Below are 22,862 nucleotides of genomic sequence, written 5' to 3' on the forward strand. Positions count from 1 at the left end.
TAAGGTTCGCCCCGAAGCAAGCAAGGAGCCTCAGAAAAAACTGAAAGCTCAGCTAACAACTAATTTATTTGCAGTTACCAATCAGGTATTAACTAAGGAAACGCCATGCGTATCGCAATTCTTTCTCGCAACGAAAATCTATACTCTACCGCTCGTCTAAAGCAGGCTGGAGAAGCACGTGGTCATCAGGTCGATGTTATCGACACGTTGCACTGTGATATAGATATCGCGAGTAACAATCCGAAGATTCGCTACATGGGTGAAGAGCTACCTCAATACGATGCTGTTATTCCACGTATTGGCGCTTCCATTACCTTTTACGGAACTGCGGTTGTTCGCCAATTCGAAATGATGGGCACTTTTTGTATCAATGAGTCAGTAGCAATCAGTCGCTCTCGCGACAAACTGCGCTCACTACAACTGTTGTCTCGTAAAGGTATTGGCTTACCAAAAACAGGTTTCGCTAGCCGCCCAGACAAGATTCAAGACCTGATCAAAAACGTAGGCGGCGCGCCACTTGTGATCAAGCTTCTTGAAGGCACTCAAGGTATCGGCGTTGTACTAGCAGAAACAAACAAAGCAGCAGAAAGCGTTATCGAAGCGTTCATGGGCCTAAAAGCGAACATCTTGGTTCAAGAGTTCATTGAAGAAGCAAATGGCGCAGACATCCGTTGTTTTGTTGTTGGCAACAAAGTAATTGCTGCAATGAAGCGTCAAGCTGGTGAAGGTGAATTCCGCTCTAACCTGCACCGTGGCGGCACTGCTCAGCTGGTTAAACTAACCAAAGAAGAGCGCGCAACAGCAATCAATGCAGCGAAAATCATGGGATTAAACCTATGTGGTGTAGATATCCTACAATCTAAGAACGGCCCAGTAATAATGGAAGTAAACTCTTCTCCAGGCCTAGAAGGCATCGAGAAAGCAACGGGTAAAGATGTAGCAGACATGATTTTCGAATTCATCGAGAAGAATGCAAAACCAAACGCTAACCGTACTCGTGGCAAGGGCTGATTGAATACCGATAACTCATGATTGGAAAGAAAATGAACAATAAAATGATCATAGGGAATACCGAAGCACTTTGCTTACCAGAGTTAGGGATAACTGGACTACATACACGTGTTGATACAGGGGCTAAAACCTCTTCTCTACACGTAGACAATCTACTATGTGTTAAATCAAATGGTGAGAAATTCGTAGAGTTCGACCTTCACCCAGACGTTTATCACCTAGAAGAGACGGTGCGCTGCAAGGCGAAACTGAAAACAAGTAAGAAAATTAAATCATCTAACGGCGAAGTTGAACACCGTTGCGTGATTGAAACCATGCTAAGAATCGGTGGCCAACAATGGCCGATCGATATCACGCTAAGCAACCGTCAAGACATGACTTACATGATGTTGCTTGGACGTCAAGGCATGAGTGACAAAGTGATTGTTGACCCTGCGGGTGAATTCCTGCTGACTCACTAATCCGAGTCATCGTAACCGCTCCACAGGTTATAACTAAAGCTACTCACAACGATATAAGGCCAGTCTCATGACTGGCCTTATTGCTATCTATTTTTCTATTTCTACTTTCAGCTCTGAATACACGACTTTGCATTCAGACTTCTGATCTATTTCTTCGATTTACCATGAGATTGAAAACCAAATCGCCAAATCGATAACAGTAATTTCTTGGTTTTGATTTTCGTCACTCGCCAATGTGTAACAGGCCTTCTTGGGGCACTCATCAGCAGATGTTCAAAAGCCTTCTGACTGAAATCGACTCGCCCGCCATGTGCCACCAGCAAGGTATCAAGCTGCATGTCGTAAATACGCGATACAGACGCTCGATACTTATTAGGGTGAAAGATAGGAAATGGCGGAATCAGCTTCTTCTTAACCTCGACCATTAAATCGGCTACATAAGCCACGCTGTGTGATGGGCAATAGACAGAAAGATCACGGTCGGTATGGCCCGGGGTTTCTAGAACCAACCAATCATCAAATCCCGGAATGCTATCCCCATCAGACAGCTTGTAATCCGGCTTTAACTTTCTTGAATACCATAGGTTTGCTTTAGGCTTGCCTAAGCGGTTCGCCATCCACCTAGCAAGCGCTAAGTCGGTCAGGTGCATCAAAATGCCATCGATGCCGTGATACCAATCCTTGTCTCTATTTGCTGCCACCAAGTTACAGTTCGTCAGCTTTCTGAGCGTATGCGCAGCGCCTGCATGATCGGGATGCATGTGCGTCACAACTACAGTGTGTAGGTCGCTAAATTCACGGCCAAGCTCATCTTCAATGAAAGCTTTAAGATGGGGTATATCCGCACGGCACGCGCCATCAAGTAACAGCAACCTATCTGGGTACTCTACGAGATACATGTCTTGGATATAGCCTTTGATGGTATGCAGCTGCAAAACCGCTCCTTGTGATAAAACAACTGGTCAGACCTATACAATAGCAAATTCAACTTCAATTGTGATCATTTTGTTAAAGACAACAATCTAAAACCGGATAGAGAACCCGAATCAAGATTTCTATTGGTATTCACTCAATTACTCAATTCCAATTCAACTCAGTGCACAGGAACAAATTCCAAAGATTGCCATCAATTTCATCCGATATTTTTCAGCATTATCGAATGCCCGCATTGCCGTAAACCTTACTCTATAGGCCTTGCTACTCTAGCCTCCACATGTTTTATCGTGACGACAAAACATGTGATTTGTTGGCCTGAGTTATTAGGACTATATATGCGCCTCTAATTTATTGTCTGAGTGCTATACATGAACCAATTAATCGATGCTCTTTCTACCCAAGGTTATTTCGTTTGGGATGACTTCTTAACTCAAGAAGAAGTGGTGGCATTGAGGGATTGCATTCCAGAGAACTGGAAAAAGGCTAGGATTGGCCGTAACGATGAAGTAACGCGAGAGTCGACCATTCGTAGTGACAAGATTCAATGGGTGCGCCGCGATATGGGTCAGCCAGCATCTCTGTTCCTAGACAAAATGGAACAAATTCGTTTAGCGGCAAACCAAGCGTTCTTTTTGGGTCTGTTCGAGTACGAAGCGCACTTTGCTAAATACGAAAAAGGCGACTTCTACCAGAAGCACTTAGACTGTTTCAAGGGCAATGAAAACCGCCGCCTGACCACTGTGTTCTATATGAATGATGAGTGGACAGAAGAAGACGCTGGTGAACTTGTGGTTTACGACCTAAAAGACAACCACATCGCGACCATTCCACCAAAGTCAGGCCGCTTATTTGTGTTCTTATCTGAACAGTTCCCACACGAGGTACTGCCGACAAACACAGAGCGATTCAGTATTGCAGGTTGGTTCCGTATTAACGGCGTGAAAGACAACCAACTCGATATCGCACACTAGAACAAAGCCGATTATAACAAGCTCTAGCTTATTCAAAGCCTCTCCTTCGAGAGGCTTTTTTATGGAACAAATATTGAGCGAGTATTGAACAACATACCTCTTAAAAACCGCACGCAATAAATATTAAAACCATCAATAACTTTTCTCTTAAATGAAATCGAAATGAATCTTTCATATCAGTGAAACGGTTTAGCCACTTAAGTGAAATACGCCCTGTTCAAGATAGCTTCAAACGACACCCCTACCGTCTCGTTAACACTCTTATCCAATACCTCGACATCGATTTCATCCAAAAGGAAACGAAGATGAATAAGCTAATTTTGGCAGGCGTTCTTTCTGCGACAGCGGCAATGCCAGCGTTCGCAACGACTCAAGTCACTTGGTGGCACGCAATGGGCGGCCAGCTTGGAGAAACAGTAAACAAAATTGCGACCGACTTTAATGCGTCACAAGATGATTACGAGATCACGCCAATCTACAAAGGTTCATACACAGAGACCTTAACAGCCGGTATCGCGGCATACCGAGCAGGTGAAGCACCCAATATTCTGCAAGTCTTCGATGCAGGCGCAGCAACCATCATGAACGCGAAAGACGTCGCGAAACCGGTACAGGATATTCTGGTTGAGTCGGGTTACAACTTTAATTCAAACGACTACCTAGCGGGCGTTCGTAACTTCTATGCCGACAACCAAGGCAAGATGGTTGGTATGCCTTTCAACAGTTCGACACCGGTTCTTTACTACAACAAAGATCTTCTCGCGGAAGTGGGTGCAGACGCGCCTAAAACTTATGAAGAACTAGAAGTGGTCGCTAAGAAACTGAAGGCTGAAGGACACATCGCGTTTTCTCAATCTCTGACGCCGTGGATCATGTTCGAGAACTTTAAGTCTCGCCACAACCTGCCAGTCGCAGATCAAAACAACGGCTACGATGGCTTGTCCACTAAGATCATGTTCAACACCAAAGACATGATGATGCACGTTAGCAAGATGAAAGAGTGGTCAGATCTAGGTTACTACAAGTATTACGGCAGCGACTGGGATGCAAACCAAACCCCTTTCGAGCGCCAAGAAGTGGCGATGTGGATGGGTTCTTCAGGCTCATTCGGTGGCTTACGTAACCGCGTACCTTTCGAACTCGGCACCACATACCTTCCATACTGGAAATCGGTTAACCCAGACGCAGGCTTAACCTTCATTGGCGGCGCAGCTCTGTTTGCACTCAATGGCCATGACCAACAACAAGACAAAGGTGTCGCAGCGTTCTTTGATTACCTGACTAAGCCTGAAACTCAAGTCTACTGGCACAAAACCACTGGTTATGTACCTGTAACAACGGCTGCCTATGAGCTAGCGAAAGAGTCTGGCTACTACAACGAACAACCAGATGCAGAAGTGGGCGTTAAGCAGCTAAGCCTAAAATCGGGCGAATGGACTAAGGGCTACCGCTTAGGTTACTACCCTCAAATTCGTGAAGTGATGCATCGTGAGTTCGACAATATCTTCGCTGACCGCTCTAGCGTCGAGAATAGCCTAGATAAAGTCGAAGATGAGAGCAGCAAACTGCTGAAACGCTTCGCTCGTACGATGAACTAATTTGGCTTTTTAACCAAAGCAGATTACTGAGCTAAAGGCTTAACAAACCAAAGCCGTTCATTGCTCCTCACCACTTGTCACTGCGTCATTAAAAACGTAATGGCAAGGAGTGAGGAGATTCTTCACTAGCGCCATTTCTTGCTCCAAAAACTACAACTCAACTGGATGCATTCCTTTGCTATAGCGCTAGTGCTCACCGTAACTAACAGTGATAACAGTCACTAATTTTTGGGGATTACCCTGTGGAACGACGTCAGCAATTCTTTCACTCTCCGCTGCCTTACCTATTTTTGGCGCCTCAGATACTCATCATTGCGGTTTTCTTTATCTACCCTGCGGCAAAGGCAGTTTACCTGTCCTTCATGCTAGAAGACCCTTGGGGCACCTCTTCCATCTTCGTGTGGTTCGAAAACTATCAGATGCTATTCGAATCGAGCGAGTATCTGAACTCGATTGGCTTCACATTAATGTTCGCAATCGTGGTCTCTTTCTTATCGCTTGCCTTAGCGCTGCTGCTCGCGGTTAAAGCCGACAACATCATTCACGGACAAGGCGCTTACAAGGTCACTCTTACTTGGGTTTACGCGGTTGCTCCTGCGATTGCAGGCGTAATCGGTGCTTTCTTGTTTAACCCACACATTGGCGTGTTTACCGAGATATTTGCGGTTATAGGCTGGGACTTTAGCTTCCAAACCGACCCTTTAGATGCCACGTTTGCTCTGATTTTGGTTTCGGTTTGGAAACAGGTTTCGGTGAATTTCATCTACTTTCTGGCTGGGCTTCAATCGATCTCTTACGCCGTAAAAGAAGCGGCGATGCTCGATTGCGTCAGCGACTCAAAACGTTTCTGGACCATTACTTTCCCGCTACTCGCACCTACAGGCTTCTTTCTTCTGGTCATCAACCTCACCTACTCGTTCTTTGAAACCTTTGGCGTGCTCGACACCATGACCAATGGCGGCCCAGGTGGCGGCACAACGTCGTTGGTGTACAAGGTGTATCGAGACGGGTTTGTTGGCGCAGATTTAGGCGGCAGCTCTGCGCAGTCAGTTGTGTTGTTGCTACTGGTACTCACTCTTACATTTATCCAGTTTCGCGTTGTAGAAAAGCGTGTTCACTACTAGCCCACCACAGCTAGGTTTTAACGCGACAGGAGTTATTTATGAAAAGTAATAAGGTCTATGACCACCTAATTCTAATTGCTGGGATGCTGTTCATGTTGGTCCCTATCTGGCTAATCTTCGCCAGCTCGACGCATAACCCGAACACCATTGTCAGCGAGGGCCTGCAATGGCTGCCAGGCGATAACTTTACGGCCATTTATAGCGAAGCTTGGAACAAAAGCATGGGCTTCAGTGGCGAAGTCACCGCCAGCAAAATGATCGCCAACTCGATGATCATGGGGCTAGGTTTTGCGATCGGTAAGATCATCATTTCGATGATGGCCGCGTATGCTTTGGTCTACTTCAGACTGCCTTATGCTACAGCTTGGTTCTGGTTGATCTTCGTGACGCTTTTGCTGCCATTAGAAGTGCGCATTATCCCTTCCTATGAGGTTGTCGCTGGGCTTGGGCTTCTTAATAGCTACACAGGTTTAATTCTGCCTTTGATCGCCTCAGCCACCGCGACGTTATTTTTTAGGCAGTTCTTCAAAACCATCCCCGATGAATTGTTAGAAGCCGCTCAGCTAGATAACGCAGGTCCATTTCGATTCTTTGTCGACATCTTATTGCCACTGTCTAAAACCATGATTGCCGCAATCTTCATCATCATGTTTGTGGTGGGTTGGAACCAATATCTGTGGCCAATCATGATGACCACGGACGAAGGCTACAACACCATCGTGATGGGCATCAAACAAGTACTCAACAACATCAATGAAACCAGTTTACCGCGCTACGACTATGTTTTTGCCATGGTGATTTTAGCTATGTTGCCACCCGTTTTAGTGGTGGTTGTATTTCAACGTTGGTTTGTAAAAGGGCTAGTAGAAAGTGAAAAATAATAACGACAAAAATCAAATGAACGATAACCGCATTCAATCACTCGCTGAGTACAAGATGTCTCACCTGCATTCTCACCAAGCTATCCACAAAAATACAGAGGACACCCCGATGCCAAAGTTAAAACAAACGTTAGGGCACACCCAAGCCACTCACAACCATACGCACAAAGCACCTACCATGTTAGGCATCAAAAACTTGGTAAAGACTTATGAGAACGGTCATCGTGCAGTGAAAGATGTCTCGCTTGATATCGAAAAGGGTGAATTTCTTGTGTTGGTTGGCCCATCGGGTTGCGGCAAGTCTTCTATCCTACGTTCAATAGCGGGGCTGGAAAGTATCTCTGGCGGAGAGATTCACTTAAGTGGCCGCCGTGTTGATAACGAAAAGCCAGCTCAACGAGATATCGCAATGGTCTTTCAAAATTACGCACTCTACCCTCACATGACGGTATACAAAAACCTCGCTTATGGTTTAAAGAACCGAGGTGTCAGCCAACACGTAATTGAAGAGAAGATTGAGAAAGTCGCCAAGACACTAAAGATCGAAGAGTACCTAGACCGCAAGCCAGCCAAGCTTTCAGGTGGTCAGCGCCAGCGCGTTGCTATGGGACGAGCGATTGTACGCGACCCTCAACTGTTCCTGTTTGACGAGCCTTTGTCTAACCTAGATGCCTCATTGCGCGCTCACATGAGGTTAGAAATCAAAAAGCTACAACGCGAGCTAGGCGTAACCAGTATTTACGTGACTCATGACCAAGTCGAAGCCATGACACTGGCAGATAGAATCGTGGTTCTCAACAAAGGTCAGATAGAACAAGTCGGCACACCAAGAGAAGTTTACCACCAGCCTGCCAGTACCTTTGTGGCAAGCTTTATTGGCAGCCCCGCGATGAACTTCCTAACTGCCACGCTCGATGATGGCTATCTTGAAATCGGTGATCAACAAATGTACCTGCCAGAGTACGCGCACGTTAAGAACGCGACTATCACGCTTGGCATTCGCCCTGAACACTCTGAGGTTTGTTCCGAATTAAAAATGAACACCTTGCCTCTCGAACTGCGTATCAGTGTGGTTGAGCCATTGGGGCCGAATCAATTGGTTCATGGCCTTGTGAACGAACAACCCTTTATTGCAGTGACACCCGAAACGACGCTGTGCCAAGCCGTCCCTCTCGGGCTAAGCATCGATAAATCCAACCTGCATATTTTTGACAATCTTGGCAAACGCATTCACCCAAATAACTTCACCTCACAGGAGTCACACGAAGATGCGACAAGCTTAACGACGGCTCTAGCTTAATCGAGTACACTGATATTTAATGCGTTTTTACGGTGCGTCTTTAAGAAGGATTAATTATGTCGTCTATCATCGTAGGTCATCGGGGTGTTGCAGGTACTCACCCAGAAAATACCAAAGCAAGCATTGAACAAGCGGCTAAACTCGGCTTGAAATGGATTGAAGTTGATATTCAGCCCACTCAGGATGACCAACTGGTCGTTTGTCACGATCACACGCTTGATCGCTGCAGCGATGGCAAGGGTCGAGTTGATGAACACACCCTTGCTGAGCTGCGTCAGCTCGATTTTGGCAGTTGGAAGTCTGAGCAGTTCGCTGGTGAAAGAATATTGACGTTGGAAGAGTTGCTCGCGCTTGCTGAACAGCATGATCTCAGCGTGAACTTAGAGATCAAAGTCGACAGTCGACATCAAGCGCCTCATGTCGTTGATTTGCTGCATACCGAGTTGATTCGTTCAAATCTAGACACCGACAGAGTGCTGCTTTCAAGTTTCAGCCATCAAGTCGTTTCTGAAATGGCTCGTCACCTGCCGAGATACCGCGTAGGTCTGATCACCGAGCAACTGACTCAAGATGATCTTATGCTCATCAATGAGGTCAAAGCGTTCAGCTGTCACATGAACTACGAGCATGTGAATCAGAGCGATCTTGATACACTCAGTGAAGCAAACATCCAAACATGGTGCTACACAGTAAACGATCCGTCTCACTTCAAATTCATCTCAAAAGTAGATGCCGTATTCACTGATTTTCCGAATCAATTTACCTCTATAAATTGACCAAACAAATACCGCAAAAACAACCCCGAGAGACTTTAAAATTAACTCTCGGGAAACCTTAAAATTAGGTAGCAAACACAAGTGAGTAGGAGTACATTCCGCTACTCACTTGGTTTCATTAGCTCGCTCTATTTAGACGGCTTCATTGGTTACTTAATTTATGGAATCTCATTTTTAGTCCAACCTTCCCAATTTTGGGTGCAATCTTCATTTTCGCCGCTATTGTTCGTGGCTTCTCAGGTTTCGGTTTCACCTTAGTGGCATTGCCATTAAGTGCGTTATTCGAGCCTGTTATCGAACTGGTTCCCGTCTTCATGTTGATCGATCTCCTAGGCAATGTTCAATTACTGCCTAAAGTTCGAAAGCATGTTAACTGGCGCTGGGTTTTAAAGGTATTTATCCCTTGTTTTGCCTTCACACCAGTCGGCTTACTTCTGCTTAAATCCGTTAGCCAAGACACGATCATCTTGATCATCAGTGCCTTCATTTTTGCGTCTGCACTTATGATCTACAAAGGTTTCCAGTACAAAAGCGAACCTAGATTTACTCCCTATATTCTAGGAAGCCTTGCGGGTGTAATGAACGGCGCGGCTTCGATGTCAGGGCCTCCAATTGGCACTCATGCATTAGCAAGCCCAGTCGCTCCGCACATTGCCAGAGCAGGCCTGATAGCCTTCTTTGTATTGGCTGATTCCACTGCGTTTGTTTCGGCATCTATCGCTGGGTTAGTCGACCGCGATGTAGTTTGGCTGACTCTCGCGCTTCTACCAAGCAGCATGCTTGGCGGTTATGTGGGTTCTAAACTGTTCGAAAGATTTGGTGGAGCGAAGTTTAAGCCAGTCACCATTGCATTGCTGATTGTGATTGCAATATTCAGTGCAGGTCGAGTCTTACTGTAACGGCTTTAGCGTTTAATTTTGGACGTTGCTTTTACGAATTGGTTTCGCGAATTGATTGCGCTAATTGACTGCGGAAAGTGATTAAGAAAACTGGGTACCAATGACTACCATTCGATATGGATAGGGGTACCCATTTTTACAAGTTGGAGAAACTCATCCATATCTTGATTGGTTAACGCGATACAGCCATCCGTCCAATCAAAGCTTTGAATAAAGCTCGGCGAACGACGCTCGCCGTTTTTGATGCCATGGATTTTGATGTTCCCTCCAGGGTCTACATCATTTTGCTCCGCCCATTGCATATCCGAAGGTTGCGGGTAGTTAATGTGTACTGAACGATAAAAGTCTGACTCTTCCATCACATAATCGAGCTGGTATTCCCCTTCCGGCGTTCGGTTGTCCCCTTCAAAGCGTTTATGCCCTTTCGGTTGTTTGCCTAGCGCAATACGAAACTCCTGAATCACCTCTTCACCTTTTAGCAGATACATCCTACGTTTCGATTTATCGACTTTAACTAACGTAACCACTTGCGACAGCGAATCTATCTCAGATGCGCTATCCGGTACGTTGTAAAACTGTCGAGAGGAACTTTGAGGTGGACGTTTCGATGACCCTTGAGAAAGCTGAGCTACCTTTTCATCAGGGCTACTGTTAAGAACATCATCCACAATAATCACATGCTCGGAGTTTGAGCTCGTGGAAGAGGTTGAGTTAGATGAAGACGTTGAGACACGTTGAGAATGAGCCGGTGCAGACTCGAATACGATGGTTTCGATAGCGGTCGCGTCAGAGACTATTTTCTCGACCACGACTTGCTCAGCATTCGCGTTCGAAGCCACAAACAGTAAACACAGTGATAAAGGCAGAAACAGACGCACCTTTAGATCTCCTCAAAACGCATGGACATGGTTCGTGACTGAGTTTCCATTCCTAACGACTCATAGAAACCCTGAGCTTGTTGGTTAAACTCCATTACCTCCAACCTAAGTTCTATCGCTCCTCTCGCCTGCGCCCATTGATTAAAAGACTTCATTAACGCTCGACCAGCACCTTTGCTCTGAACCTGATCGTTCACCACAATCGTATTGACCCTTGCCACCTTGTGCGGCTGAATAAAACTGACGCCTTTGTTCTGCGTTACCTTACCCGCTAAAAAGCCAACGACTTGCTTGTCGTCTACTGCAACCAAGAAAGCGCCAAGTGGGTCAAGCATCAAACCTAACCAATACTCTTCACTGTCGGCCAAGCCTTGTGACGCTGGTGCAAATACCATAGGCGCACCAAGATGATGTTGACGGTTTATCTGCTCAGAGAGCGCTAAGATCGCGTTAATATCAGTTACCTTGGCCGTCCGGATTTGCATATCATCACCTTGTTTGAATTCAATAACACCTTAGCAAAAATGGCTTAGTTGTGCACCGTTACACTGGTCAACTCAGACGCTCTGTGAAGGCTGAACATTAATATTAGGCACTATGTTTAGGGAAATTGTTCCGTAAATCTCAGGCACATTGCCAGCCGTTGAGTGCTACTATCTCTGCAGAATCAATATACTAACGACTGGATACCTATATGATTAAGTTTGCTGTAATTGGAACCAATTGGATTACACAAAAGTTTGTTCAAGCTGCGCACGAATCTCAATCGATGCAACTTGCTACGGTTTACTCTCGAAATCTAGACAGCGCGGCACAGTTCGCCCAAGAATTTGACGTTGAAACCACGTATGACTCACTCGACGCATTGGCCAATGACAACACTGTAGAAGCCGTGTACATCGCTTCCCCTAACTCACTGCATTGCGAGCAATCTATCTTCATGATGGAACACGGCAAGCATGTTATCTGTGAAAAGCCGGTTGCATCAAATATTGATGAAGCAACACGCATGTTCGAAGTCGCTGAGAAAAACGGTGTGGTGCTGTTTGAGGCGTATAAATCTCAATTCCTACCGAACTTTAAGCAAGTTCAACTTGGGTTAGAAAAGATTGGCAAGGTACATAAAGCACACATCAACTACTGCCAGTATTCATCGCGCTACCAAAAATACCTAAACGGCGAGAACCCAAATACCTTCAACCCAGCTTTTTCTAACGGCTCATTGGTCGATATTGGCTTTTACTGTGTTGCCGCGACAGTCGCGCTATTTGGCAAACCTGAAAACGCACAGGCTTCTGCAAAGCTACTTGATTCAGGTGTCGATGCTCATGGCTGTGCGATCTTCCAATACCCTGAGTTTGATGTGACCCTTGCGCACTCCAAAGTCAGCGACTCTTATGCGCCAAGCGAGATCCAAGGTGAATTAGGGGCGATCATCATCGATCACATCGCTGAATGTACTGACGTTAAGATCCGCTACCGCGATGGCACGGTAGAAAACCTTACTCAAGCACAAAGCGAAAACTCCATGAGTTACGAAGCGCAGGCCTTTGCTAGCTGCATTGCTGGCGACAACGCAACACAAGCGCAGGCCCAACTGCGCGCTTTAACGGTTGCGAAGTTAATTACAGAGATGCGCCAACAAGTTGGTGTAGTGTATCCAGCGGATAAATAACGTCACAGCGTAAGTTAACAAACTGATTTTTAATACATAATTATTTATACATAACTGAATTTAATCTTTACGACAAATAACCGGATTAGTTGATTGAGGTCCCATCTGTTTAAATCCGCGTTCGATATCTATCGTATTTATTTAATTTATTGAAGGTGTGTAAAGTGTTTTCAGTTGATGATCGCGTTGTAGCAACAAAAGGTGTTGAACTAGGTGAAATGGTAGTAACTGGCCTAAGTGCTGGTGGCGGCTACGTTCACGTTACAACGGTAGAAGGCGCAATGACGCTTACTTACCCAGCGCAAGATCTTAAAAAAGCATAGTTTAACCACTCTGCCCTTTTAGTAGTCACTCTACTAAAGGTAACAAAATTGAGGCTTTGGCTGACTTCACTCTTCTGCATTAGAGTAAGCAGCCAGAGCCTTTTTTATGCCCGTCATTTACCCACCAGCTTTCTCATTAGCTTACTCGTTACAATAAAACCGCACTCAACTGACAATAGAATTAGGCAACGAGTTTCTACATTAGGTGCTTATTCTCATCGTTCTCTTGATATTCCCGTGCACTTAATCGCAGTGAATAGTTCTTGTTAACAAAGGCTTATTGTCTGCGAAAGTTTCTGGTACATTAGCATCATCTTATACTAAGAAAGACCCGAATGAGGGAAGCTATGAAGCTTTACATTTACGATCACTGCCCTTTCTGTGCAAGAGTCTCCTACATTGCTCAATCGCTAGGCTTGAACATTGAGCTTGTTTCTGTCGATTATGATGATGCCCAAACCCTTATCGATCTGATCGGTAAAAAGATGGTACCCGTCTTACAAAAAGACGATGGCTCTATCATGGCAGAGAGCCTAGATATCATCGCGTACTTCATGGACTTGAAATCAAGCGATGAGCAGCGTGTGCCATCTGAGCAAGTGACTGTGTTCCAAACTCGCGCATTCCCTCTTACTCAACAGATTGGACGCCCACGTTGGTGGAACCTCGACTTGGCTGAATATCGCTCTGCTGGAGCCAAAGAAGCTTGGCGTGCCAGTAAAGAGACCGAAGGTTTTAACTTTGAAGAACTGTTAGAAAAGACGCCTCAGTTCGTTCAACTGATTAACCCATTACTGAAAGATGCCGAACTCTTACTGGATCTAGAGAATGGTGAGTCATCACTGCCTCTAGTCGATCAAGCGGTGTATTTCTCGATGCTTCGTGGCTTTTGCGTAGAACCAAGCATCACATGGCCACCAGCACTTGAACGCTGGTTAGAAAAGAAAAGTGAAACGCTAAAGCTGTCTTTACTTCGCTAGAAAGCTATCTCGATTAAGAAAGCAAGCTCTGATTAAGAAAACAAGCTCTGACTCGCAAGCGACTACAACGAGCACAAACAAAAAATCGAAGCTCTCAGGTGTAAACTGCGTGCTTCGATTTTCTTTTATCTGGCCATTCTATTTCTCTAAGGTTTTGTCTTACAGCAGACGCCTTCTCAAACCTGTTCGCTCCAAGATTCGTGTCGAAATTTCTTCAACCGATAGTGAAGAGGTGTTGATGTAAGGTATCGCTTCTCGACGGAACATCGCCTCTACCGTTTGCAACTCATACAAGCATTGCGAATCACTCGCGTATTCACTTCCGGCTAAGCGGTTCTCACGAATTTCAGTGAGCCTTTCTGCATCAATGGTCAAACCAAACAGCTTATGTCGGTAAATCTCAAACTCTGGCAACAGCTTTAAGCGTGCCAAGTCATCGTGGATAAATGGGTAGTTTGCTACGCGTAAGCCAAACTGCATCGCCATATACAAACTTGTTGGTGTTTTGCCACTTCGAGAAACACCCAACAAGATGATGTCGGCTTCTTCCAGCCCTTTTAGCGTGATGCCATCATCATGCGCGAGCGTGTACTCAATCGCAGCAATACGGTCGAAATACTTCACCGAGTCCTTGTTTACACTGCGTGAGCGCTGCAACTTAGGAACAGGCGCCACCTGAATGTCATCCTGTACTTTCTGCACGATGCTCTCTAACACGTCATAACAGTGCGCGGGCGCTTCTAGCAATTTGGTTTTGATATCAGGTATCACAATCGAAAAGAACACTAGCGGTTCTAATCCGGTATCACGATACGAAATTTCAATCTCTTTTAATAAATCAGAAAGTTTGTCCTCACTTTCCACAAACGGAAAGGTTTTTTCATTGGCTTTAAAAGGGAATTGACCTAGAACAACATGCCCTAAAGTCTCACATGTTATGGCCGTTCCATCAGAAACATAGAATACATCACGACTTTGAATATCAATTTGCATTTTTTATTTAATGTTTAAAATTATTTTGAGTAGGATGGTAACCATAATATAGATAATAAAACCCTGCTGACTATTACGTCCCCCACAGCTTTAGAAAATAATTTACATTTTTTTAAACTGACACGTAATCGTTTGCCTTTAAATCCCTACAATGCTTGCTATGTTTCTGGAGAAATAAATGCAAAATAATACCCTATGGTTCAATGGCCTATCCATGGAAGATGTCGACAAAGTCGGCGGTAAGAACGCCTCACTGGGCGAGATGGTTTCTAACCTGTCCAATGCTGGTGTTTCTGTACCTAATGGTTTTGCTACCACCTCTTATGCGTTTAACGACTTTCTTGACTACAAAGGTCTTGATGAGCGCATCCACCAACTACTTGATGAACTTGATGTTGAAGACGTTGACGCACTGCGTAAGACAGGTGCAACGATTCGACAATGGGTTCTAGACGCACCCTTCCCAGAATCACTAGAGCAAGACATCCGTGATAACTACCGCGAGCTAATCGAAGACAACGAAGAATTGTCTGTAGCTGTGCGTTCATCTGCAACCGCAGAAGACCTTCCAGATGCTTCATTCGCAGGCCAGCAAGAAACCTTCCTTAACGTGAAAGGCATCGACGCGGTACTCGAAGCAACCAAGCACGTTTACGCGTCACTCTTTAACGACCGCGCTATCTCTTACCGTGTACACCAAGGCTTTGACCACCGTGGCATTTCATTGTCTGCGGGTATCCAGCGCATGGTTCGCTCAGACAAAGCCTCTTCAGGTGTGATGTTCACGCTTGATACTGAGTCTGGCTTCGACCAAGTGGTATTCATCACCTCTTCTTGGGGCTTGGGTGAAATGGTTGTACAGGGCGCAGTGAACCCAGACGAGTTCTACGTTCACAAGCCAATGTTAGAAGCGGGTCACTACCCAATCGTTAAAAAGACGTTTGGTTCTAAGTTGATCAAGATGATCTACTCGACCAATCAAGAAATCGGCAAGCAAGTCGATATCATCGACACCGACACTCAAGAGCGTAACGAATTCTCACTCAACGATGAAGAGATCAAAGAGCTAGCAAAACAAGCGATGATCATCGAGAAGCACTACCAACGTCCAATGGACATTGAGTGGGCGAAAGATGGCATCGACGGCAAGCTTTACATCGTTCAGGCTCGCCCAGAAACCGTATGTTCTCAAAGCGATCAAAACGTTATCGAGCGTTACGAGCTAAACAATAAGGCGGATGTCTTGGTTGAAGGCCGCGCTATCGGTCAGCGTATCGGCTCTGGCCCTGTTCGCTTGGTTGATTCTCTAGACCAAATGTCACTGGTTCAAGAAGGCGACGTGCTGGTAACTGACATGACAGACCCAGACTGGGAACCTGTGATGAAGAAAGCGTCTGCGATTGTCACTAACCGTGGTGGCCGTACTTGTCACGCTGCGATCATTGCTCGCGAGCTTGGTATCCCAGCGATTGTTGGTTGTGGCAGCGCAACAAGCAGCCTAAACGATGACGATACCGTGACAGTGTCATGTTCAGAAGGCGAAACAGGCTACGTTTACAACGGCGAACTCGATTTTGAAATCAAACGTTCTGAGGTTGATGAGCTACCAATGCTACCAACCAAAGTAATGATGAACGTGGGTAACCCAGATCGTGCCTTCGACTTTGCACAAATCCCGAACGAAGGTGTTGGCCTTGCTCGTCTAGAATTCATCATCAACAAGATGATCGGTATTCACCCTAAAGCGCTGCTTAACTTCGATGCACAAACGGATGAGCTAAAAGCGGAAATCAACGAACGTATTCGTGGCTACAAAGATCCTATCGATTTCTACGTAAGCAAATTAACAGAAGGCATCGCGACTATCGCTTCTGCATTCTGGCCTAAGCGTGTGATCGTACGTATGTCTGACTTTAAGTCGAACGAGTACAGCAACCTAGTCGGCGGTAAAACGTTTGAACCGCATGAAGAGAACCCAATGCTGGGCTTCCGTGGTGCATCTCGTTACATCTCACCAGTATTCGAAGACTGTTTCGAGCTAGAAACTCAAGCGATCAAACGCGTTCGCAACGAAATGGGCCTTAAGAACGTTGAAATCATGATCCCATTCGTTCGTACTCCAAGCGAAGCGGCATCGGTTATCGACATTCTGGCTAAATTCGACCTTCGCCGTGGCGACCAAGGTCTGAAAGTGATCATGATGTGTGAGCTACCATCGAACGCAATCTTGGCTGATGAGTTCTTGAAGTACTTCGATGGCTTCTCTATCGGCTCAAACGACATGACGCAACTGACACTTGGCCTCGACCGAGATTCAGGCGATGTGGCACACCTCTTCGATGAGCGTAACCCAGCCGTGAAAGCAATGCTGAAAATGGCGATCGATGCGGCAACCAAAGCGGGTAAATACGTGGGTATTTGTGGCCAAGGTCCATCTGACCATGACGACCTAGCAGAGTGGTTAATGGAGCAAGGCATCAGCTCTGTTTCACTAAACCCGGATACGGTTATCGATACGTGGTTGAAGCTAGGTAACGTTGCTAATAAATAAGTAAATAAGTAAATAAGTAACGCTTCACGCGGTACCTTAACGACAAAAGCCAGTCACGTTGACTGGCTTTTTTAGGTTCTTTCCAAATTAGCTGGCTAGAGCGCTAGAAGTAGTATCTCACACCAACCCAAGCTTCGGTTTGCCAACCATTCGGCATTGGCACACCTTTCACATCAACATCCGCTTTGGTAATGTCATAGCGCGTATTCAACCACCAAGTTCTTGCAGTGTTCATCGGCACATTTAACGATGTTTTAAATGAGAAGTTTTGCATGTCGATATCATCACCAGAAAGATCTTGCCACTCAGGAACCAAAGACACATAAGCGCCAGAGTCACCGAGATGCTTCGCGGTAATCAAACCAAGCGAGTATCCCGTTAAATAATCTTTAGATGAAGTGACGCCAGGGATCTCCATACTACCAGTCATCAGTCCTGCTCTTGGAAATACCAGGAATCCACCGGTATAAGCTGGATTAATCGCAACAACACCGCCAACCGACAATAAGTCATTTTTAATACTGTTGCGCGTATTAATATAATCTAATGAAAGACCCACTTTAGGCGTAGCTTTCGTCCCTGTTTCAAAGACGTGGAAGTACTGAATTCTAGAGTTGCTGTACTCTGTACCGAATTTGTCTGGATCGCGAAGCGCTGTGTTGCTTTCATCGACAAACGTCCCTTCGGCCAGTAGGGCAAACTGCTGACCGTTTTCTAAACCGCCAGAAACTTGCCCTTGAAATTGGATATCTGAACTACCATTCAGCATCAATGCAGCTTGAGTATAAACTTTAGTGACATCAGCAGGATCGATAACACGTTCGGAATCTGAATCGGCATGTGCAGGAAGGGCTAGACCTAAACTCAACGGGATTAATAGAGCAAACTTTTTCATTATATCTCTCGAAAGTCGTTTGCTTCCTCCTTGAAGCCTGGAACATCCTGTTAGGTAATAAATAGATTACTTGTCAGCAAGTAGTTTTGCTGCCGAACGCATTAGTGCAGGGCCTTTATTCTCACCAAAACCTGAGTGGTATGGGTTGGTTGAGAACATCACACCCACAAAGTCACGTGCAGGATCGATGTAAATAAATTGGCCTAGGTTGCCACTTTTCGACATTGCACCGTCATTGAAAATGAAATCAAATTGGTATGCGTTGTAGTCTGCTTTTTCGTTGTATGCGTGCAGTGAACTGCTCTCTTTGCTAGTACCTACGAATGCTTTTGGATCACCGCCGTTGCGGATACGATCAATCACAGCTTGTGACACCACTGGCTCATCAGCCACCGCTTTCCAGCTAGGTGTAAATAGTGTTCCCCAGCGAGCCATGTCTTCTACCGTTGATGAAACCAAGCCAACCGCGATCGCCATGCCATCTGGCGTCAAGTTGAATTGCATTGGTTGACGTGCGTGCACTTTTGACCAAACACGATCTTCGAATACTTGAGTCCAAGTTTTGTTCTCAACGTTTTCAACTAACTTAGTCAGCACCATGGTGTTGATAGATGCGTAACGGAAATGGTCACCGGCTTTTTCACCTTCCAGTTTCTGTGCACCTTGAGCCACTTCCATCCAAGTTTCCATCTCACCCGTTTTTGCTCTTGGTGAGTTAAACGATGCCGCAAAGAAACGCACCACATCAGAGTCTGGGTTCAAGATAGACTCTAATGTCTCTTCATTGTCTAGCGCGGTCGACATGTTCAGAACTTGGTGTACTGTGATGCCATCCCAGTTCGTTCCTTTCAATTCAGAAACATACTCAGCGATCTCTTTTTCAGGGTCGACTTTGCCCTCTTCCACTAACATTGCGATCACTGTGCCAACCGTCGTTTTTGCTGTAGATGCCCAAACGTGCGTATCTGTCGGCTTCATACCTGGGTAAGCTTCGTAAACGATCTCCCCTTTGTGAATCAACATAAAGCCTTGGGTACGGAACTGTTCATCCGCCAAGTACTCATCCATTGTCAACTGACCTTTGCTTTCAGTATCAACTTTCAGTGCAGCGAGTCGTGGGTCGATATTTTTGACTAAAGGCTTGTACTCTTCGTTTGGAGCCGCCAGTGCCGTTGGTAGAAACTCACTCATGTGCATGTTGTAGTAAACGCTGTGGTCGCCGCCCATCTGCCAATGAAAGTTATTGAATAACTCACGAGCTGAGTCAGTAAAACTTGGGGTAAATGCTGTGCTCGCCTCTTTCACGGTCAAGGTAACTTGAGCACCTTCAACTTTCAGAGCTTCTTCAACTGGGTTTGCTGCAAGAGCAAATGATGATGGGGTCGCTAACGATACTAGAACGGCAATGTGTTTAAGTTTCATAATTGTTCTCCTGTTTGGGTTAGGAAAAGTATAGGGAGATGCGCTACACTTAATTAGGTCACTTGATGACATTTAATGGTAGGCACAAAACAATGAAAGCATCATCGAACACCACCAGCATACTGCTCACTTCGACCAGTAACATTGCTCCATATATTCAGTATTGTGACAAACATAGACTGGATTGGCGCACCGTCGCCGTTGCGTGCGGTCTACCCATTGAACTGACACAATCCAATCAATGGCTTCCTACACAAGACGTGATTCGCTTCATTCATGGCCTTGAGCGTAAGTTTGGCTATTCGATAGGGATTGAGGTTGGACGTAAGGCCTCTCTAGAGCAATTGTCACCTGAGCTAGACCGAAAAATTGAACAATGCACTTCTCTCGAGCAAGCGGTACGCTGCTTGATTACTGAAATATCGACCTTAAGTAATCACGTCACCATATGGACGGAAAAAAGCGATGGATTGTGGTGGCTGTGTCATCGAAGTTGCTATCACCCATCGACCTCAGGTTTTGAACAAGCAGAATGGTTTCGCGCCCTGACCGTGATTAGCCTATGCCGTAAGTTCATTGACAGTCGCTGGCAACCATCACACGCCAAGTTGGTCTCTAAGCACAACAGCGCACGTAAATTACCTAAGCATTTCTTTGATTCTGATATTCAGTTTGAAGAGCAATACGGTGCGTTCTCGATTCCGCTGCCCGATGATTATCGTGCCATTTCAGAACGAAATAGTACCCAAGATTGGCATCACGCTGTCGAGATATTAATAGACACCTATGCGACTCTACCTTGGTTCAATATTGAGTGGTTTGCGACCATGCTCGGCATGACAAAACGAACGCTGCAGAGAAACCTGAAGAGCAAAAACATTCTCTTTAAACAAGCCAAAGAACAAGTTCGGGAAGCTAAAGCAAAACAGCTACTTGAAGAGACCAACCTTTCTGTTCAAGACATCAGTTGGCAAGTGGGTTACAGCGACTTGAGTAATTTCAATCGTGCATTCAAAGGTTGGGTTGGAGTCACGCCACCAAGTTATCGGGATAAAGTGAAACATTAGAAATAGTCGAATGGAAAACCTTTAGACCCAATCCGCTAATATAAAACTCAGAAACAAGATACGACACCTTAAATTTCAATAAGCGAACGCATAAAGTTGCATTGCACAATGCTCACATACCGATGAAACTGTGCAAAGGTAATATCGATAGATTTAATGACATTTATTGGTATCGAGCTAACGTTACGTTATCCTTTACGCAATTCTTCATTGAGTGGATTGTCACTACGACAAACCTACCTTCAAGACTGATAAGAGTGTTATGAATTCTACGACCGCAACTCCCTCGCCTTCTCTTGGCCGACAACTCTATACAATGACATGGCCAATGCTGTTTGGGGTGCTCTCCCTGATGAGCTTCCAACTTGTAGACAGTGCTTTTATTGGCCAGTTAGGCGTACTGCCGCTCGCGGTTCAAGGCTTCACGCTACCAATTCAAATGATCATTATCGGGATTCAAGTCGGACTAGGCATCGCGACAACGGCTGTGATCGCGAGAGCTATTGGGGCTAACGAGATACGCTATGCCAAACAGCTCGGCGGATTAGTCGTTGCGATGGGCAGTGTGAGTGTCGCGCTGTTCTCGGTCATCATCTATCTGTTGCGTGGTCCTATTTTACAACTCCTCGATGCACCACCGACGGTACTGCCGATCATTGATTATTACTGGATCTATTGGCTGGTAAGCTCTTGGACAGGCGCACTGCTCTACTTTTTCTACAGTGTGTGTCGTGCCAATGGTAATACCATGCTGCCCGGTTCGATGATGATCGCGACCAGCATCATCAACTTGATATTGGACCCGATTTTCATATTCACGCTCGACATGGGCATCAACGGAGCCGCGATTGCGACCATCTTGGCGTTCGGTGCGGGTATCTTTATCGTTGCTCCGAAGGTAACTAAGAAGCATTGGATGACATTCGACTGGCACGATCTTGATATCGGCAAGAGTATTCGTTCTATAGGAAACATCATGGGGCCTGCGATGATCAGTCAGCTACTGCCACCAGTCTCTTCGATGCTCGCCACCAAACTGCTTGCAGGCTACGGCACAGCAGCCGTTGCAGCTTGGGCGCTAGGTTCACGTTTTGAGTTCTTTTCGATTGTTGCAGTGCTTGCTCTGACTATGTCGATGCCACCTATGATTGGCCGAATGTTGGGAGAAAAGAACCTAGGGAACATACGTAGTCTTGTGAAGATTGCCGTGATGTTTGTATTAGGATTCCAATTGGTGATCGCACTAGTAACTTGGATGTTCTCTGGCGGGTTGGTAAATCTCATGACCAGCGAAGACGAAGTCTCGACCATTTTGAACTACCACTTACTTATCGTTCCTATCAGTTTAGGGCCGTTGGGTATCTGTATGCTGATGGTTTCTATCTCGAATGCGCTTGGTAAGTCTTATACTGCCTTAACGATATCAGCACTGCGCCTGTTCGCCTTCTTCTTGCCTTGCTTGTGGATTGGTTCGCAGCTTGCTGGTATTGAAGGCCTGTTCTGGGGTGCCATGGTGGGTAATGTACTTGCCGGTACATGTGCTTGGTTTATGTACCAACGCGCACTTGGGCAAGTCGAGGCTAAGCTTTCTAATTAATCAGTTAGCGAACTAAACGGCTTGCCAGCTAAACCGCTATAAAGTTATTAAACGAAAAAGCAGCCACTTAGGCTGCTTTTTTAGTTTCAGACTTAAAATATATTGGGGTTAGACTTGCTCAAAGTAAGCCAAAAACTCACCGCAATCTTTTTGGAATGGTGGCAATATTTCTGCTAGTGTTTCATCATCCCAATGCCACCATTCAAAGCTTTCTAATCGCTCGGCATAGCTAGGAGCATCAAACCGAGGACGCAGTTGCCAAACGCAATCGAGTATGGCGGTACGCCTTAAGCAGCGGTTGCCAACGAAAACAATCAAGCAGTTCAGGCCCTGCATCAACATAAATGAGTTAATCATTCCATTGTATCAAAGTACTTCACCAGCCTAAAACTGCAGTACTTCAGTTTCATTCGGGACCATTTTAAAAGGAAGTTATACCAATTAAAGTAAAAATGTGATCTAATTAAGATTGATGAATTATTGTGAAATTTAACCATGGATAGCCTTAATAACACTGACTTCAA

The 22,862-nt window shown here is 45.5% G+C and carries 22 protein-coding genes; 15 read left to right on the forward strand and 7 right to left on the reverse strand.

All coding sequences use genetic code 11. From position 1 onward, the window contains the following. Positions 1–105: 105 nt before the first annotated feature. Together rimK and AB6E51_RS05695 are read left to right on the forward strand one after the other, a co-directional pair. Positions 106–1,011, forward strand: coding sequence for a 30S ribosomal protein S6--L-glutamate ligase (gene rimK, locus AB6E51_RS05690; RefSeq protein ID WP_372058078.1), 906 nt, complete (start codon positions 106–108; stop codon positions 1,009–1,011). Positions 1,012–1,043: 32 nt separating this feature from the next. After that, entirely contained in the window at positions 1,044–1,472 is a 429-nt protein-coding gene (locus AB6E51_RS05695; RefSeq protein WP_004740039.1) for a RimK/LysX family protein, read from the forward strand. Between the two features lie 146 nt (positions 1,473–1,618). Here the strand turns inward: AB6E51_RS05695 and AB6E51_RS05700 are convergent, their stop codons facing one another. Then, a complete protein-coding gene (locus AB6E51_RS05700) occupies positions 1,619–2,407 on the reverse strand; it encodes an MBL fold metallo-hydrolase (RefSeq protein ID WP_372058079.1) in 789 nt (262 codons plus the stop codon). A gap of 369 nt (positions 2,408–2,776) precedes the next feature. On the opposite strand from AB6E51_RS05700, the gene AB6E51_RS05705 reads away from it, so the two are divergent. The 7 genes from AB6E51_RS05705 to AB6E51_RS05735 all read left to right on the forward strand — a co-directional run bounded on the left by AB6E51_RS05705 (position 2,777) and on the right by AB6E51_RS05735 (position 9,957). Continuing rightward, the gene (locus AB6E51_RS05705) at positions 2,777–3,379 is read left to right on the forward strand and encodes a 2OG-Fe(II) oxygenase (RefSeq protein ID WP_017071587.1); all 603 of its coding nucleotides are present in this window, start codon (positions 2,777–2,779) and stop codon (positions 3,377–3,379) included. 305 nt (positions 3,380–3,684) lie between these two features. Continuing rightward, a complete protein-coding gene (locus tag AB6E51_RS05710) occupies positions 3,685–4,977 on the forward strand; it encodes an extracellular solute-binding protein (RefSeq protein WP_017064900.1) in 1,293 nt (430 codons plus the stop codon). Positions 4,978–5,219: 242 nt separating this feature from the next. Then, a complete protein-coding gene (locus AB6E51_RS05715; protein WP_372058080.1) occupies positions 5,220–6,101 on the forward strand; it encodes an ABC transporter permease subunit in 882 nt (293 codons plus the stop codon). 38 nt (positions 6,102–6,139) lie between these two features. Next, positions 6,140–6,982, forward strand: a complete 843-nt coding sequence (ugpE, locus tag AB6E51_RS05720; RefSeq protein WP_372058081.1) for a sn-glycerol-3-phosphate ABC transporter permease UgpE — start codon at positions 6,140–6,142, stop codon at positions 6,980–6,982. After that, the gene (locus AB6E51_RS05725) at positions 6,972–8,282 is read left to right on the forward strand and encodes a sn-glycerol-3-phosphate import ATP-binding protein UgpC (protein ID WP_372058082.1); all 1,311 of its coding nucleotides are present in this window, start codon (positions 6,972–6,974) and stop codon (positions 8,280–8,282) included. The genes ugpE and AB6E51_RS05725 overlap by 11 nt, the downstream gene beginning before the upstream one ends. Before the next feature lie 56 nt (positions 8,283–8,338). Next, complete coding sequence (locus AB6E51_RS05730) at positions 8,339–9,058, forward strand: glycerophosphodiester phosphodiesterase family protein (protein WP_372058083.1); 720 nt, start codon at positions 8,339–8,341, stop codon at positions 9,056–9,058. Between the two features lie 170 nt (positions 9,059–9,228). After that, positions 9,229–9,957: a sulfite exporter TauE/SafE family protein gene (locus tag AB6E51_RS05735; RefSeq protein ID WP_372058091.1), complete on the forward strand. Its 729-nt coding sequence runs from the start codon at positions 9,229–9,231 to the stop codon at positions 9,955–9,957. A gap of 104 nt (positions 9,958–10,061) precedes the next feature. Here the strand turns inward: AB6E51_RS05735 and AB6E51_RS05740 are convergent, their stop codons facing one another. Continuing rightward, on the reverse strand, positions 10,062–10,835 hold the full coding sequence (locus tag AB6E51_RS05740) for a murein L,D-transpeptidase family protein (RefSeq protein WP_017067270.1): 774 nt from the start codon (positions 10,833–10,835) through the stop codon (positions 10,062–10,064). Positions 10,836–10,837: 2 nt separating this feature from the next. After that, positions 10,838–11,320 (reverse strand): GNAT family N-acetyltransferase, encoded by a 483-nt coding sequence (locus tag AB6E51_RS05745; RefSeq protein ID WP_017064907.1) that lies wholly within the window; start codon positions 11,318–11,320, stop codon positions 10,838–10,840. 209 nt (positions 11,321–11,529) lie between these two features. On the opposite strand from AB6E51_RS05745, the gene AB6E51_RS05750 reads away from it, so the two are divergent. From AB6E51_RS05750 to grxB, 3 genes are all read left to right on the forward strand, one after another. Further along, positions 11,530–12,510 carry a Gfo/Idh/MocA family protein gene (locus AB6E51_RS05750; protein ID WP_372058084.1) on the forward strand — a complete coding sequence of 327 codons (981 nt, stop codon included), beginning with the start codon at positions 11,530–11,532 and terminating at the stop codon, positions 12,508–12,510. 164 nt (positions 12,511–12,674) lie between these two features. Further along, the gene (locus AB6E51_RS05755) at positions 12,675–12,833 is read left to right on the forward strand and encodes a hypothetical protein (RefSeq protein ID WP_004733064.1); all 159 of its coding nucleotides are present in this window, start codon (positions 12,675–12,677) and stop codon (positions 12,831–12,833) included. Between the two features lie 347 nt (positions 12,834–13,180). Beyond that, entirely contained in the window at positions 13,181–13,813 is a 633-nt protein-coding gene (gene grxB, locus AB6E51_RS05760; RefSeq protein WP_102394180.1) for a glutaredoxin 2, read from the forward strand. Positions 13,814–13,972: 159 nt separating this feature from the next. Here grxB and AB6E51_RS05765 read toward each other — a convergent pair whose 3' ends face one another. Further along, positions 13,973–14,806 carry a pyruvate, water dikinase regulatory protein gene (locus AB6E51_RS05765; protein WP_372058085.1) on the reverse strand — a complete coding sequence of 278 codons (834 nt, stop codon included), beginning with the start codon at positions 14,804–14,806 and terminating at the stop codon, positions 13,973–13,975. Between the two features lie 178 nt (positions 14,807–14,984). Here AB6E51_RS05765 and ppsA point away from each other — a divergent pair, with 178 nt between their 5' ends. Further along, entirely contained in the window at positions 14,985–17,357 is a 2,373-nt protein-coding gene (gene ppsA, locus AB6E51_RS05770) for a phosphoenolpyruvate synthase (RefSeq protein ID WP_372058086.1), read from the forward strand. Between the two features lie 103 nt (positions 17,358–17,460). Here the strand turns inward: ppsA and AB6E51_RS05775 are convergent, their stop codons facing one another. Further along, complete coding sequence (locus AB6E51_RS05775; RefSeq protein WP_372058087.1) at positions 17,461–18,252, reverse strand: hypothetical protein; 792 nt, start codon at positions 18,250–18,252, stop codon at positions 17,461–17,463. A gap of 66 nt (positions 18,253–18,318) precedes the next feature. Beyond that, positions 18,319–19,674 (reverse strand): serine hydrolase, encoded by a 1,356-nt coding sequence (locus tag AB6E51_RS05780; protein ID WP_017060556.1) that lies wholly within the window; start codon positions 19,672–19,674, stop codon positions 18,319–18,321. Positions 19,675–19,766: 92 nt separating this feature from the next. Between AB6E51_RS05780 and AB6E51_RS05785 the strand changes: the two genes are divergently transcribed. Then, positions 19,767–20,741 (forward strand): helix-turn-helix domain-containing protein, encoded by a 975-nt coding sequence (locus tag AB6E51_RS05785; protein WP_372058088.1) that lies wholly within the window; start codon positions 19,767–19,769, stop codon positions 20,739–20,741. A gap of 262 nt (positions 20,742–21,003) precedes the next feature. Beyond that, positions 21,004–22,338, forward strand: a complete 1,335-nt coding sequence (locus AB6E51_RS05790) for an MATE family efflux transporter (RefSeq protein ID WP_372058089.1) — start codon at positions 21,004–21,006, stop codon at positions 22,336–22,338. 108 nt (positions 22,339–22,446) lie between these two features. On the opposite strand, the gene AB6E51_RS05795 is transcribed toward AB6E51_RS05790, so the two are convergent. Further along, complete coding sequence (locus tag AB6E51_RS05795; RefSeq protein ID WP_010428389.1) at positions 22,447–22,680, reverse strand: phosphonate metabolism protein; 234 nt, start codon at positions 22,678–22,680, stop codon at positions 22,447–22,449. Positions 22,681–22,862: the final 182 nt, after the last annotated feature.

This window comes from Vibrio sp. 10N.247.311.47, assembly GCF_041467535.1.
In the GTDB taxonomy this organism is placed as follows: Bacteria; Pseudomonadota; Gammaproteobacteria; order Enterobacterales; family Vibrionaceae; genus Vibrio; species Vibrio crassostreae_C.